The 13,334-nt window shown below is 31.6% G+C and carries 14 protein-coding genes; 4 read left to right on the top strand and 10 right to left on the bottom strand.

Annotated features, from left to right (window positions below; translation table 11 throughout):
- Positions 1 to 33 precede the first annotated feature (33 nt).
- The 10 genes from HMPREF3046_RS09035 to rpmH all read right to left on the bottom strand — a co-directional run bounded on the left by HMPREF3046_RS09035 (position 34) and on the right by rpmH (position 8,149).
- Positions 34 to 609: a helix-turn-helix transcriptional regulator gene (locus HMPREF3046_RS09035; protein ID WP_070718889.1), complete on the bottom strand. Its 576-nt coding sequence runs from the start codon at positions 607 to 609 to the stop codon at positions 34 to 36.
- 419 nt (positions 610 to 1,028) lie between these two features.
- A complete protein-coding gene (locus tag HMPREF3046_RS09030) occupies positions 1,029 to 1,571 on the bottom strand; it encodes a TetR/AcrR family transcriptional regulator (protein ID WP_070718886.1) in 543 nt (180 codons plus the stop codon).
- On the bottom strand, positions 1,537 to 1,932 hold the full coding sequence (locus tag HMPREF3046_RS09025; RefSeq protein ID WP_070718883.1) for a DUF3147 family protein: 396 nt from the start codon (positions 1,930 to 1,932) through the stop codon (positions 1,537 to 1,539). The genes HMPREF3046_RS09030 and HMPREF3046_RS09025 overlap by 35 nt, the downstream gene beginning before the upstream one ends.
- An 18-nt stretch (positions 1,933 to 1,950) precedes the next feature.
- Positions 1,951 to 2,313, bottom strand: coding sequence for a DUF3147 family protein (locus HMPREF3046_RS09020; RefSeq protein ID WP_070718879.1), 363 nt, complete (start codon positions 2,311 to 2,313; stop codon positions 1,951 to 1,953).
- Between the two features lie 171 nt (positions 2,314 to 2,484).
- Positions 2,485 to 3,324, bottom strand: coding sequence for a nucleoid occlusion protein (gene noc, locus HMPREF3046_RS09015; RefSeq protein ID WP_070718875.1), 840 nt, complete (start codon positions 3,322 to 3,324; stop codon positions 2,485 to 2,487).
- 53 nt (positions 3,325 to 3,377) lie between these two features.
- Positions 3,378 to 4,100 carry a 16S rRNA (guanine(527)-N(7))-methyltransferase RsmG gene (rsmG, locus tag HMPREF3046_RS09010; protein WP_070718872.1) on the bottom strand — a complete coding sequence of 241 codons (723 nt, stop codon included), beginning with the start codon at positions 4,098 to 4,100 and terminating at the stop codon, positions 3,378 to 3,380.
- Positions 4,100 to 5,977 (bottom strand): tRNA uridine-5-carboxymethylaminomethyl(34) synthesis enzyme MnmG, encoded by a 1,878-nt coding sequence (gene mnmG, locus HMPREF3046_RS09005; protein WP_070718869.1) that lies wholly within the window; start codon positions 5,975 to 5,977, stop codon positions 4,100 to 4,102. Before mnmG ends, rsmG begins: the two co-directional genes overlap by 1 nt.
- Positions 5,978 to 6,048: 71 nt before the next feature.
- Positions 6,049 to 7,428, bottom strand: a complete 1,380-nt coding sequence (gene mnmE, locus HMPREF3046_RS09000; protein WP_070718867.1) for a tRNA uridine-5-carboxymethylaminomethyl(34) synthesis GTPase MnmE — start codon at positions 7,426 to 7,428, stop codon at positions 6,049 to 6,051.
- Between the two features lie 140 nt (positions 7,429 to 7,568).
- Entirely contained in the window at positions 7,569 to 7,913 is a 345-nt protein-coding gene (gene rnpA / locus HMPREF3046_RS08995; protein ID WP_070718864.1) for a ribonuclease P protein component, read from the bottom strand.
- Between the two features lie 98 nt (positions 7,914 to 8,011).
- Positions 8,012 to 8,149, bottom strand: coding sequence for a 50S ribosomal protein L34 (gene rpmH, locus HMPREF3046_RS08990; RefSeq protein ID WP_000240855.1), 138 nt, complete (start codon positions 8,147 to 8,149; stop codon positions 8,012 to 8,014).
- Between the two features lie 692 nt (positions 8,150 to 8,841).
- On the opposite strand from rpmH, the gene dnaA reads away from it, so the two are divergent.
- The 4 genes from dnaA to recF all read left to right on the top strand — a co-directional run bounded on the left by dnaA (position 8,842) and on the right by recF (position 13,332).
- Positions 8,842 to 10,194: a chromosomal replication initiator protein DnaA gene (gene dnaA, locus HMPREF3046_RS08985; RefSeq protein ID WP_070718863.1), complete on the top strand. Its 1,353-nt coding sequence runs from the start codon at positions 8,842 to 8,844 to the stop codon at positions 10,192 to 10,194.
- Between the two features lie 289 nt (positions 10,195 to 10,483).
- Positions 10,484 to 11,617 carry a DNA polymerase III subunit beta gene (dnaN, locus tag HMPREF3046_RS08980; protein WP_131566578.1) on the top strand — a complete coding sequence of 378 codons (1,134 nt, stop codon included), beginning with the start codon at positions 10,484 to 10,486 and terminating at the stop codon, positions 11,615 to 11,617.
- A 360-nt stretch (positions 11,618 to 11,977) separates the two neighbouring features.
- On the top strand, positions 11,978 to 12,220 hold the full coding sequence (yaaA, locus tag HMPREF3046_RS08975) for a S4 domain-containing protein YaaA (RefSeq protein ID WP_170999996.1): 243 nt from the start codon (positions 11,978 to 11,980) through the stop codon (positions 12,218 to 12,220).
- Positions 12,217 to 13,332, top strand: coding sequence for a DNA replication/repair protein RecF (recF, locus tag HMPREF3046_RS08970; protein WP_070718860.1), 1,116 nt, complete (start codon positions 12,217 to 12,219; stop codon positions 13,330 to 13,332). The genes yaaA and recF overlap by 4 nt, the downstream gene beginning before the upstream one ends.
- The last annotated feature ends 2 nt before the right edge of the window (positions 13,333 to 13,334 follow it).

Genomic DNA, 13,334 nt, shown 5'->3' with positions numbered 1-13,334 from the left:
AAGAAGCTCAAAATGAATTGAGCTTCTTTTTCATTAATATTTTAAAAATATCTCTGTTAAATATAGACTCAAATAACACATACATAAAAATAAACCCACTACAAAAATAAAAGATAATATACTAGTAAATATATTTCTTTTTTCACTAGATTTTACTTCGTTCGGATCTTTACCATTCATAAAAGCTACTATTCTATCGTAGTTATCTAAATTGTATTTATACTTAATTTTATCTATTTGAGTACTACTATAAAAGCTAATTAAAAAAAGAATAGCAATTATTATAAAACCCCATAAATTAAAATAATATAAGAGAGGACCTATAAGTATAGAAGACAAAGTAAATCCAATAATCATAACTAACGACCAAATGTTCATTTTTCTTTTTATAGATTCTTGTTTATTTGAATTTAAATCTCCTCTAACTAAATCATCTAGTGAGATATCAAACAACTCACACATTACTAGTAAATTATGAATATCCGGATAACTCTTTTCATTTTCCCAATTTGATATTGTCTGTCTAGAAACATATAATTTTTCCGCTAAGTATTCTTGAGAATATTCATCTCTTTCTCGATATTTTCTTATTTGTTGACCGATATCCATTCATTCACCTCGTTATAAATTAAACTATTTTTATTTGATTTTTAAAATCATAATACTACATTTATAAAAGCGTTTTTTCTAATAAAAATCTATCAATTTTCTTTTACATTATCTTAGTTTTAGTGTAAAAAATGTTTTACATTTTAGTATATCGCAATATCTTTGGATCTTTAGAACAAATATAAGCAAAGTATTGGTGGTGAAATTCCTAAATAGGTAGGACAAATTAAAGATTGAGACCTTAATCATAAATAAACATTAAACGACTTTGAGTTGAGATAGACTGAAACTATCCCCCAGGAAAGTGAAATCGTATAATACTGATTATTAATAAAAAAACCCATAGATTAATAAAATCATCTACGGGTTATATAATAGTAAGATTTATACTCTACTTTCTTATAGTTTCAATATTTTTACTATTCAATATTATATGCATCTAAAATTACTTTTAATAACTTTTTAATATAAGTTTCATTAAGGACGTTAGGTTTAATCAATATATTGAAATAAATCGGTGAAAAAATTAAATCAATAAATAAATCTTGGTCCGCTTCGTCAATATATTTAGAAATAATAGTCTTCAATATTTTACGATTGCTATCAAAATAACCTTTCATAAATATGTCACGTGCCTCAGATTGTTGATAACTAATTAATATTTCAATCACAGCACGCCCTAAATGAGTTTGATAAATATTCATAATTCTTATTAGAAAATGATACAATTCATCGTACATCGTTTTATAATCATTTTCAAAAACGTGAATTCGACTTACAAACATATCGACAATAATAGATGATTTATCTTTCCAACGTCTATAAATCGTCGCTTTAGAAACACCTGTATTTTCAGAAATTTGATCTATTGTAATCTCTCTAAAATAAGTCGTTTCTAATAACTGATCAATTTCTTTAAATATCTTTTCATTGATTGTTGGATCTTTCGGTCTTCCAGCCATCTTTTCTCCTTCTTAAACGTGAAATCAATTCTACAATTTCAAAGATAATTACTGCACTCATAAACCATACAACAAAACCAATCAAAATACTAAGTAACCACTCATGTGTATAATATAACATCGCCCATGTTGCTAAGATACTACATAATACACCTGTCATACCAAAAACTGCACCTCTACTAACATGTTTGGCAACGACATCTCCATATTGCATACCAGTAATAAATAAAGAAACAAGAAATACTGCAGGTAATGTTGCAAAAACGCCACCTAATTCCTTCCAAGGTAGCATAACTGAAATAATATAACTTAACATAACGGCTAAACCACCCACGAGAAATTTGATAAAAGTTAATTTCATTAAAAAATCCTCCAAATATTAAGAAATGTGTCGTACTGCAAAAATAGCAATTGAAATGACTAACCAACAAATAAATGCAAACGCTGTACCTTTTTTATAATCTCGTTTACTTATATAAATCGACGTAATCAATACTGTAATGATGCAAGAAATAATACCTATTATAGCTCCTGAACTAAGATGTATCGACATTTGAATCAGCTGTTCTCCTCGATGATCTATAGCTAAAGCAATAACAGCTGCTAGGTAGACTGCCGGCATAGTCGCAATAATGCCACCCATTTTTCCTCCTACTTTCTCAGCCATCATCGATGCAAAGGCAACAGCGATACCTCCAATCACAAAATGAAGTATCGCACTTGAAATTGATATTCCGAACACATGAAACCCTTCTTACCTTAATTATTAAACGATACGTTTCGTTTATTAATATTGTAATTCTATTTTCAAACTATGTAAATATGAAATAAAAAATCAATTATGATAAAATATTTGACAAAAAAAAGAACAGGATACTGAATGTACCATTCATTCTACCTGTTCTTTTAGTCATTAACGTTTATATAGTTTTATTTTAATTTCATAATAATCCTCATGATCTTTATCACGATGCTCAACATGAATACCCGAGTTTTCAATTGCTTGAATACTCTTACCCACTTCATCACGTGCTTGTGTTAAATCTTTAGCAAATTGGAATGTTTTTGCTTTTACTTTTTCAGGGCCTAATTTTTGTTTCACACGAGCTTCTGTCTGTTTGACATTCAATTTCTGAGCAATAACTTGTTCAATCAATTGTTCTTGATCCGCTTCTTTTAAGGATAATACTGCGCGTGCATGGCGTTCTGTAATTTTACCTTCACGTAATCGTACAATTACTTTTGGTGCTAATTTAAGTAAGCGTAATTTATTAGCAATAAAACTTTGGCTTTTTCCAAGACTTTGCGCTAACTCACTTTGAGTAGTCTGTCCAATTTCAAGTAACTTTTTATAAGCTTCGGCTTCTTCTATTGCAGATAAATTTTCACGTTGGATATTCTCAATAAGGGCCACTACAGCAGTTTCTTCATCATTCATATGACGAATAATGACGTCTGCTTTAGATTGATGCAAGGATTGTAATGCTCTAAATCGTCGTTCACCAGCAATAATTTCATACATATTCTCTTCTATAGGTCGAACGACAATGGGTTGTAATAACCCATGTTCTTCTATCGACTCAGCAAGTTCTGTAATTTTACTTGAATCAAACACTTGACGCGGTTGATAACGGTTAGGTACGATACGCTCTATTTGAATGGATTCCACATTTGAATGACGATTTTCTTCAATATAATCAACGATGTCTTCTTTATTTTTTAAACCAAATAGTTTAGAAAAAGGTTTTTTCATTGTCCATTCACTCCTCTTAAAATCAATTTTAACATGAGTAACCGAAAAATTGATTAATTTTCTAATAAAGGAGCTTTATTAGGTGTACCAGGTTTTCTAGGATATTTTTTAGGTGTTTGACGTCGTTTATCAACTATAATCATTTGTCTTTCACCTGCATCTTCTGGTAAATAAAATGTGTAAGAATCACTAAACGCTCCACCTAAGATGCTTATACCAAATTGTGCTTCTGCTAATTCTTCTTCACCTTTTGCAGATTTTAATGCAATAAACTGTCCGCCTTTTTTAACTAACGGCAAACATAACTCACTTAGAACAGTAAGTCTTGCCACTGCACGTGCCGTTACCACATCATATGTTTCTCTATTGACACCTTTACCAAATGTTTCTGCTCGATCATGAACAAAACTTACTTCTGTTAATCCAAGTTCAACTGCTAAATGATTTAAAAACTGAATACGTTTATTTAATGAATCGACAATGGTTACTTTCAATTCTGGAAAAACAATTTTTAAAGGAATACTTGGAAATCCAGCACCAGCTCCTACATCACAAAGTGTTAATGGTTGATTAAAATCATAGTAAAATCCAGCTGTAATAGAATCATAGAAATGTTTCAAGTAAACTTCATGCTCATCAGTAATACTTGTTAAATTCATTTTTTCATTCCATTCAACAAGCAAACGATAATAGGTTTGAAATTGTTGTTGTTGTTGATCTGTTAATTCAATACCTTGCTCACTTAACTCTTTTGTTAACCATTCGATGCCACTCATTAATTTTTCACCCTTTGTAATTTACCTTGTTCTAAATATACAAGTAAGATAGAAATATCTGCAGGATTAACACCTGAAATACGTGATGCTTGCGCAATATTTAATGGTTTAACCTCTGATAATTTTTCTCGTGCTTCAGTGGCTAAACTATCCACTTTACTATAATCTAAATCTTCCGGAATTTTCTTTTCTTCCATACGTTTAACTTTTTCAACTTGCTGTAATGATTTATTGATGTAACCTTCATATTTCGTTTGAATTTCAACTTGTTCTTCTACCGCTTCTGGTAACTGATGCGTTTCTTCTAATATCTCTAAAATTGTATCATATGTCATTTCAGGACGACGCAATAAATCAATAGCTAAGATACCATCTTTTAAGCGTGAACCACCATGAGCTTCAATCACAGATTGCGTATGTTCATTTGGTTTAATACGGATATTTGATAAACGGTCAATTTCATCTTGAATTTGTTGACGTTTATCATTAAAACGTGCATAACGTTCTTCAGAAATCATGCCTAAGTCATACCCAATATCAGTTAAACGTAAGTCGGCATTATCATGACGTAATAATAAGCGATATTCAGCACGAGAAGTCAATAAACGATAAGGTTCATTCGTTCCTTTTGTTACTAAATCATCAATTAAGACACCGATATAAGCATCTGAACGACTTAGAATTTTTTCGCCTGTACCTAATACGTTACCTGCAGCGTTAATACCTGCCATAATGCCTTGGCCAGCTGCTTCTTCATAACCAGATGTACCATTAATTTGCCCTGCAGTGTATAAGTTTTTAATCATTTTAGTTTCTAATGTTGGCCATAATTGTGTTGGCACAATCGCATCATATTCAATCGCGTAACCTGCACGCATCATATCTGCTTTTTCAAGACCTGGAATAGTAGCTAACATTTGGCGTTGAACATGTTCAGGAAGACTGGTTGATAAGCCTTGCACATAAACTTCATTCGTATTACGTCCTTCTGGTTCTAAGAAAAGTTGATGACGAGGTTTGTCATTGAAACGTACAAATTTATCTTCAATAGATGGACAATAACGTGGACCTGTACCTTTAATCATACCTGAGTACATGGCTGATAAATGTAAGTTATCATCAATGACTTTATGTGTACGATCATTTGTATACGTGAGCCAACAAGGTAGTTGGTCTAAAATATATTCGGTAGTTTCGAAACTAAACGCACGACCAACGTCATCACCAGGCTGAATCTCAGTTTTAGAATAGTCAATTGTTTTAGAATTCACACGTGGCGGTGTACCTGTTTTAAAACGCACAACTTCAAACCCAAGTTCTCTTAAATTATCAGCTAATGAAATAGATGGAAGTTGATGGTTTGGACCACTTGAATATTTCATATTCCCTAAAATGATTTCTCCACGTAAAAATGTACCTGTCGTGATGACTACAGCTTTCGCATGATACTCTGTACCTATGTTCGTACGTACACCTTTAACTTCATCATTTTCAATCAATAATTCGTCTACCATACCTTGCATGATATCTAAGTTATCTTCATCTTCAATGACACGTTTCATTTCTTGTTGATAAAGCACTTTATCAGCTTGAGCACGTAATGCACGAACTGCTGGACCTTTACCAGTATTAAGCATACGCATTTGAATGTGTGTTTTATCAATTGCTTTAGCCATTTGGCCACCTAATGCGTCGATTTCACGTACTACTATTCCTTTTGCTGGGCCACCGACTGATGGGTTACATGGCATAAAGGCGATATTATCTAAATTAATGGTTAACATTAAAGTTTTAGCACCACGTCTTGCTGAAGCTAATCCCGCTTCAATTCCAGCATGACCGGCACCAATAACAATTACGTCATATTCTTGAACCATTGAATGGACCTCCCTATTTTTTTCTTTAATTATTTTCATTCATTTTAGACTACTGACTGTCTTAATTTTTATTATTTACCTAAACAGAATTGACTAAATAGCTGATTAATTAATTCATCACTTGCTGATTCTCCAATAATTTCTCCTAATAATTCCCATGTACGAGTTAAATCAATTTGAACCATATCCATAGGAATACCAGCTTCAGCTGCATCTATAGCATCTTGAATTGTTTGTCTTGCTTGTTTTAAAAGTGAGATATGTCTAGAATTTGAAACATAAGTCATATCTTGATTTTGTACTTCTCCACCAAAGAATAAATCTCTGATTTGTAATTCTAATTCGTCGATACCTTCTTGTTTTAACATTGATGTTTGAATAAGTGGTGTGTCCCCTATCATAGTTTTAACTTCTTCAATATCTAATTGACGTTCTAAATCTGTTTTATTAACGATAACAATAGCATCTTCATTTTTTATGACTTCATATAATGTACGATCTTCTTCAGTTAAAGGCTCGTTGTTATTTAATACAAAAAGGATTAAATCCGCTTCGCTTAATGCTTTACGTGAGCGCTCTACGCCTATTTTCTCTACAATATCTTCAGTATCACGAATACCTGCTGTGTCAACAAGTCTTAATGGGACACCACGTACATTAACGTATTCTTCTAATACATCTCGAGTTGTTCCAGCTACTTCAGTGACAATGGCTTTATTATCTTGAATAAGATTATTTAGCATTGAAGATTTACCTACATTCGGTTTACCGACAATCACTGTAGATAATCCTTCTCTCATAATCTTTCCTTGAGTACCGGTTTCTAATAATTGATCAATTTCATTTTTAATTTTTTTAGACTGCGCAAGTAAAAATTCCGTTGTTGCATCTTCAACATCATCATATTCTGGATAATCAATGTTCACTTCAACTTGGGCAAGAATTTCTAATATCGATTGACGTTGTCGTTTAATTAAATCACTCAAACGACCTTCAATTTGATTCATTGCAACTTTAGAGGCTCTATCCGTTTTAGAACGAATGAAGTCCATGACTGCTTCTGCTTGAGATAAGTCAATTCGGCCATTTAAAAACGCACGCTTAGTATATTCGCCGGGTTCCGCCATTCTAGCACCATGTGTCATAGTGAGTTCTAGTATACGATTAATTGTCAAAATACCTCCATGACAATTAATTTCAATAATATCTTCACGTGTAAAGGTTTTTGGTGCACGTAAAACTGAAATCATCACTTCTTCAACCACTTCATGTGTCTCAGGATCTATAATATGACCGTAATTAATAGTGTGTGATGGAACATCTTTTAATTTTTTCTTTCCTTTATATAACTTATCGCCTATTTCAACCGCTTCTGGACCAGACAACCGTACAATACCAATTGCACCTTCTCCCATTGGAGTTGAAATACTTGTAATTGTATCAAAATCCATTATCCATTCTCGCCTCCCTAGTTAAGTAAAATTTCAATATAATATTGTAATAAGTTTCTAATTAAATTGCGAAGATATTGTTTTATAATCTACTGGTTAGTCTTCGGTTTGTGTGACGTTAGACTTCCGTTAGTCTAACTTTATTTAATTTTCTTATTAAATACCTTTGCTATTTTCAATACATGTTCTAAACTGCCTTGAACCTCTAAAGTCGACATGTTTTTAGCAGGTTGTCTCGCTATTACAATAATATCTTTTGAAATCATATCTTGCTTATGCACTTTAAAATTTTCTCTAATGGCACGCTTAATACGATTTCGAGTTACAGCGTTTCCGAGTTTCTTAGAAACGCTAATGCCTAAACGAAAATGTTCATACTCATTCTTTAATGTATACACAACAAATTGTCTATTGGCTACAGATTTTCCTTTTTTATAGATTTTTTGGAAATCACTGTTCTTTTTTATACGATAAGCTTTCTCCATGCTTAAATCACTCGCTTACATTGTTCTTTATGTTACATTAATCTATTAAAATGTATTTGTTTAAAACGAAAAAAAAGACCACTGAGAAGTCAGTGATCTTATGCTGATAAAACTTTACGGCCTTTACGACGACGGCGCGCTAAAACTTTACGGCCATTTTTAGTGCTCATACGTTTTCTGAAACCATGAACTTTACTATGTTTACGTTTATTTGGTTGATAAGTACGTTTTACCATGCAAAACACCTCCATCTACATATTATATCTCGTTCACTACATCTACTTCTAATGAACCTGACTATTTTAATAGATAAATGATAATTTTTAATATCAAATCATTTTGATTTAATTCGATTTTATCTAGTCATAATCCAAGCAACTACTACAATATAACAAATTACCATTTATAAAGCAAGCAGCTTTTGAAACCAATTAATGATTTTCAAGAATTTCTCTTAGTTATCTCACTTTTATTTTTTAATATTTATACATTTCATTGACTTAGTAGTTTCTCAAATTTATACATATTTAATACACGTTTATAAATTATTTCCCAAACCTGTTATAGTACATTAAATTATGGTACCCTTTTTTATCCACTTATTCACATATAGTATTTAATTTTTTGTGGATAATCAATCGCATATTCACAGATTTATACCAAATTTACAAACATATTCACAGCCATTTGACATCTATTGCAGTTAAAAAGTATAATTGTGTGGATAAGTCGTCTGGATCATTTATCTTATAGGATTTTTTTATAAATTCTATACGTGTTTTTACTGTGTATAAATCATAGCATATATAAAGTTATCCACCAAATGTGATTAACTTGTGGATAATTATTAACATGCTGTGATTATTTTTATCCACTCTTATAAAAACTGTGTATAAGTCTTAAATTTATAGAAAGATGGAGTTTATATATGTCGGAACAAGAAATTTGGAAAAAGGTATTAGAAGTAGCTGAGTCAGAGATTTCGAAAACAACGTTTAATACGTTTTTAAAAGACACTGAACTTAAAGAAATTCGCGACAATGTTGCTTACATCTTTGTTATTCATGAGTTTTATGCTGATTGGTTAAACTCAAATTATAAAGATGTAATTCAAACAATTATGAAAGACATCATTGGTTATGAAGTTGATCCAAAATTTTACACTGCTGAACAACTTGCTGAACTTGATGAAACGAGTCGTAAACAATCAAATACTGTAAAAGAAACATCTGCCATTGATGATAGTCATGATGATATCGACCAATTTAATACGCATAATACGTTTGATACATTTGTGATTGGTCCTGGTAACCGCTTCCCACATGCAGCAAGCTTGGCTGTAGCTGAAGCACCTGCACAAGCTTATAATCCCTTATTTATCTATGGAGGCGTAGGATTAGGGAAAACACATTTAATGCATGCCATTGGTCATCACGTACTAAGTAATAAACCGAATGCCAAAGTGCTGTATACCTCAAGCGAGAAGTTTACAAATGATTTTATTAAATCTATTCGTAACAATGAACCTGAAGCATTTAGAGAAAAATATAGAAATATCGATGTATTATTAATTGATGATATTCAATTCATTCAAAATAAAGAACAAACACAAGAAGAATTTTTCCACACATTTAATGAATTACATCAAAATAAAAAGCAAATTGTTATTTCAAGTGATCGTCCTCCTAAAGAAATATCAAAACTTGAGGATCGCTTACGTTCTCGATTTGAATGGGGACTTATTGTTGATATCACGCCACCTGATTATGAAACACGCATGGCCATCTTGCAGAAAAAAATCGAAGAAGAGAACTTAGAAATTCCAGCAGAAGCATTGAATTATATCGCAAATCAAATTCAATCAAACATCCGTGAACTTGAAGGAGCTTTAACACGTTTACTTGCTTATTCAAAATTACAAGGTAAACCGATTACAACAGAACTTGCTGCTGAAGCATTAAAAGATATTATTCAAGTTCCTAAATCTAAAAAAATCTCGATTCAAGATATTCAAAAAATAGTTGGACATTACTACAATGTACGCATCGAAGATTTTAGTGCTAAGAAAAGAACAAAGTCGATTGCATATCCACGACAAATCGCAATGTATCTATCTAGAGAATTAACTGATTTTTCATTACCAAAAATTGGTGAGGAATTTGGAGGACGCGATCATACTACAGTGATTCACGCACACGAAAAAATTTCGAAAGATATTAAGGCGGATCCAATTTTCAAGCAAGAAGTCGAAGATTTAGAAAAAGAAATACGTAAACAGTAATAGGAAATATGAATCTGTTATATAACAGTGCTGCTAAAATATGACATTCAATATCAAAGATGACTATGCTTCTAAATAATTTGATAAATATAGCACGGATTTAGAAACTGTTAAATTGTGGATAATGTGAAAAAGTAATACACATCATTAACAACTTATCCACATGTGCATAACTTTGATATCAAAGGTGTTTCGTTAGATATCCACTAATCCACAAGCCCTACTACTATTACTATGATTTTAAAACCTATATAATTTAAGTATAAACGACTGGAAGGAGTTTAAATTAATAATGGAATTTACAATAAAAAGAGATTACTTTATTACGCAATTGAATGACACATTAAAGGCAATCTCACCAAGAACAACTTTACCAATTTTAACAGGTATCAAAATTGATGCTAAAGATAATAACGTTATCTTAACTGGTTCTGACTCAGAAATTTCAATTGAAATCACGATTCCTAAACAAGTAGATGGAGAAGATATTGTTGACATTACTGAAACTGGATCAGTGGTTCTTCCTGGTCGTTTCTTTGTCGACATCATTAAAAAATTACCAGGCAAAGATGTTAAATTATCAACAAATGAACAGTTCCAAACGCTTATCACATCAGGACATTCAGAATTTAATTTAAGTGGTTTAGATCCTGAACAATATCCATTGTTACCACAAGTATCACGTGATGATGCAATTCAATTATCTGTAAAAGTACTTAAAAACATCATTGCGCAAACAAACTTTGCAGTGTCCACCTCAGAAACACGCCCAGTTTTAACTGGTGTGAACTGGCTTATACAAGATAATGAATTAATATGCACTGCTACTGATTCACATCGTTTGGCTGTAAGAAAATTAAAGCTTGAAGATGAATCAGAAAACAAAAATGTTATTATTCCAGGTAAAGCATTATCTGAATTAAATAAAATTATGAGTGATAACGATGAAGACATTGATATCTTCTTTGCCTCTAATCAAGTATTATTTAAGGTCGGTAACGTGAACTTTATTTCACGTTTATTAGAAGGTCACTATCCTGATACAACACGTCTGTTCCCTGAAAACTATGAAATCAAATTAGGATTAGATAACGGAGAGTTTTATCATGCGATAGATCGTGCGTCATTACTTGCACGTGAAGGCGGAAATAACGTAATTAAATTAAGTACTGGAAATGAGGTTATAGAATTATCATCTACATCACCAGAAATCGGTACAGTCAAAGAAGAAGTTACAGCAACTGATGTTGAAGGTGGCAATTTGAAAATTTCATTCAACTCAAAATATATGATGGACGCATTAAAAGCAATTGATAATGATGAAGTTGAAGTAGAATTCTTTGGTACGATGAAACCATTTATCTTAAAACCAAAAGCAGATGATTCAGTCACTCAACTCATTTTACCAATCAGAACATACTAGTGATTAAAGAGTAATTACAAAATTAAAGTAGGACAGAGTTCTTATTGAATGGCTGTTCTACTTTTTTATTGATTAAAACAGTAATTTTAAACTATCTGAGAGGTTCATAGTGAAGCTAAATTAAGTAAAACGTAGGTTTTTATCTAAAACTCATTATATTCGCTAAAATAGGCCTTAAAATTAAAAAATGAGATATTATCTCTGATTATTTTTGTCATCATTTCAAAAAATGATCTATTTTTTACATAACAATTTAAAATAATAAAAACTTATTTTAAAGTAAACGGTTTCATACTTCATTTTAAATGAAATTTATTCTTGAAAAAGGTATAATATAGTAATGATATATAAAGAAATGGAGTGATTATTTTGGTTCAAGAAGTAATAGTTGAAGGCGAGATTACGTTAGGTCAATTTCTTAAAACAGAAGGTATCATTGAATCAGGTGGACAAGCAAAATGGTTCTTACAAGATTACGACGTTTTATTAAATGGCGAACGTGAAACACGTCGTGGAAAAAAGCTAGCTGACCAAGATCGTATCGATTTCCCTGATATTCCAGATATCGATTCATTTATTATTATTCATCAAGGTGAGCAATGAAGCTTAAAACACTCCAATTAGAAAACTATCGTAACTATGAAGCAGTTACGTTAAATTGTCATCCTGAAGTGAATATTCTTATTGGAGAAAATGCACAGGGAAAGACAAATTTACTTGAATCAATTTACGTCCTTGCTTTAGCTAAAAGTCATCGAACCTCCAATGATAAGGAACTTATACGGTTTAACTCTGAGTATGCTAAAATAGAGGGTGAGCTAAGTTATAGACATGGAACCATGCCATTAACGATGTATATAACTAAAAAAGGTAAACAAGTTAAAGTGAACCACTTGGAACAAAGTCGACTCACACAGTATGTTGGACATCTAAATGTGGTTCTTTTTGCACCTGAAGACTTAAATATTGTTAAAGGTTCTCCTCAAATTAGAAGACGATTTATAGATATGGAATTAGGGCAAATTTCGGCAGTATATCTCAACGATTTAGCTCAATATCAACGTATTCTCAAACAAAAAAATAATTATCTTAAGCAGTTACAACTTGGTCAAAAAACTGATAAAACAATGCTAGAAGTTTTAAATCAACAATTTGCACAATATGCACTTAATGTCACTTTAAGACGTGAGCAATTTATTGAAGAATTAGAGGCTTTAGCACAACCTATCCACGCTGGTATTACGAACCAACGTGAAACATTATCTCTAAAATATTTACCAAGTATTAAACTTAGCGATACAAGTAAAAATAAGAATGAATTATTGGATGAAGTCATCACGTTATTGAATGAATATCAACAACGTGAAATGGATAGAGCAGTATGTTTGTATGGTCCACATAGAGATGACTTAGGATTTAATGTGAATGACATGGATGCCCAAACATATGGATCTCAAGGTCAACAAAGAACAACAGCTTTATCAATTAAACTAGCGGAAATAGAATTAATGAACATTGAAGTCGGAGAATATCCGATTTTATTATTAGATGATGTCTTAAGTGAACTTGATGATTCTCGTCAGACGCATTTACTCAGTACAATTCAACATAAAGTACAAACATTCGTAACAACTACATCGGTAGACGGTATTGATCATGAAATCATGAATAATGCGAAACTTTACCGAATTAATCAAGGTGAAATTATTAAGTAATA

The sequence above is a fragment of the Staphylococcus sp. HMSC070D05 genome, from assembly GCF_001815595.1.
Classification (GTDB): Bacteria; Bacillota; Bacilli; order Staphylococcales; family Staphylococcaceae; genus Staphylococcus; species Staphylococcus hominis.
The sequence above is the reverse complement of the archived record's forward strand: the minus strand, read 5'-3'. Positions and strand labels throughout refer to the sequence as shown.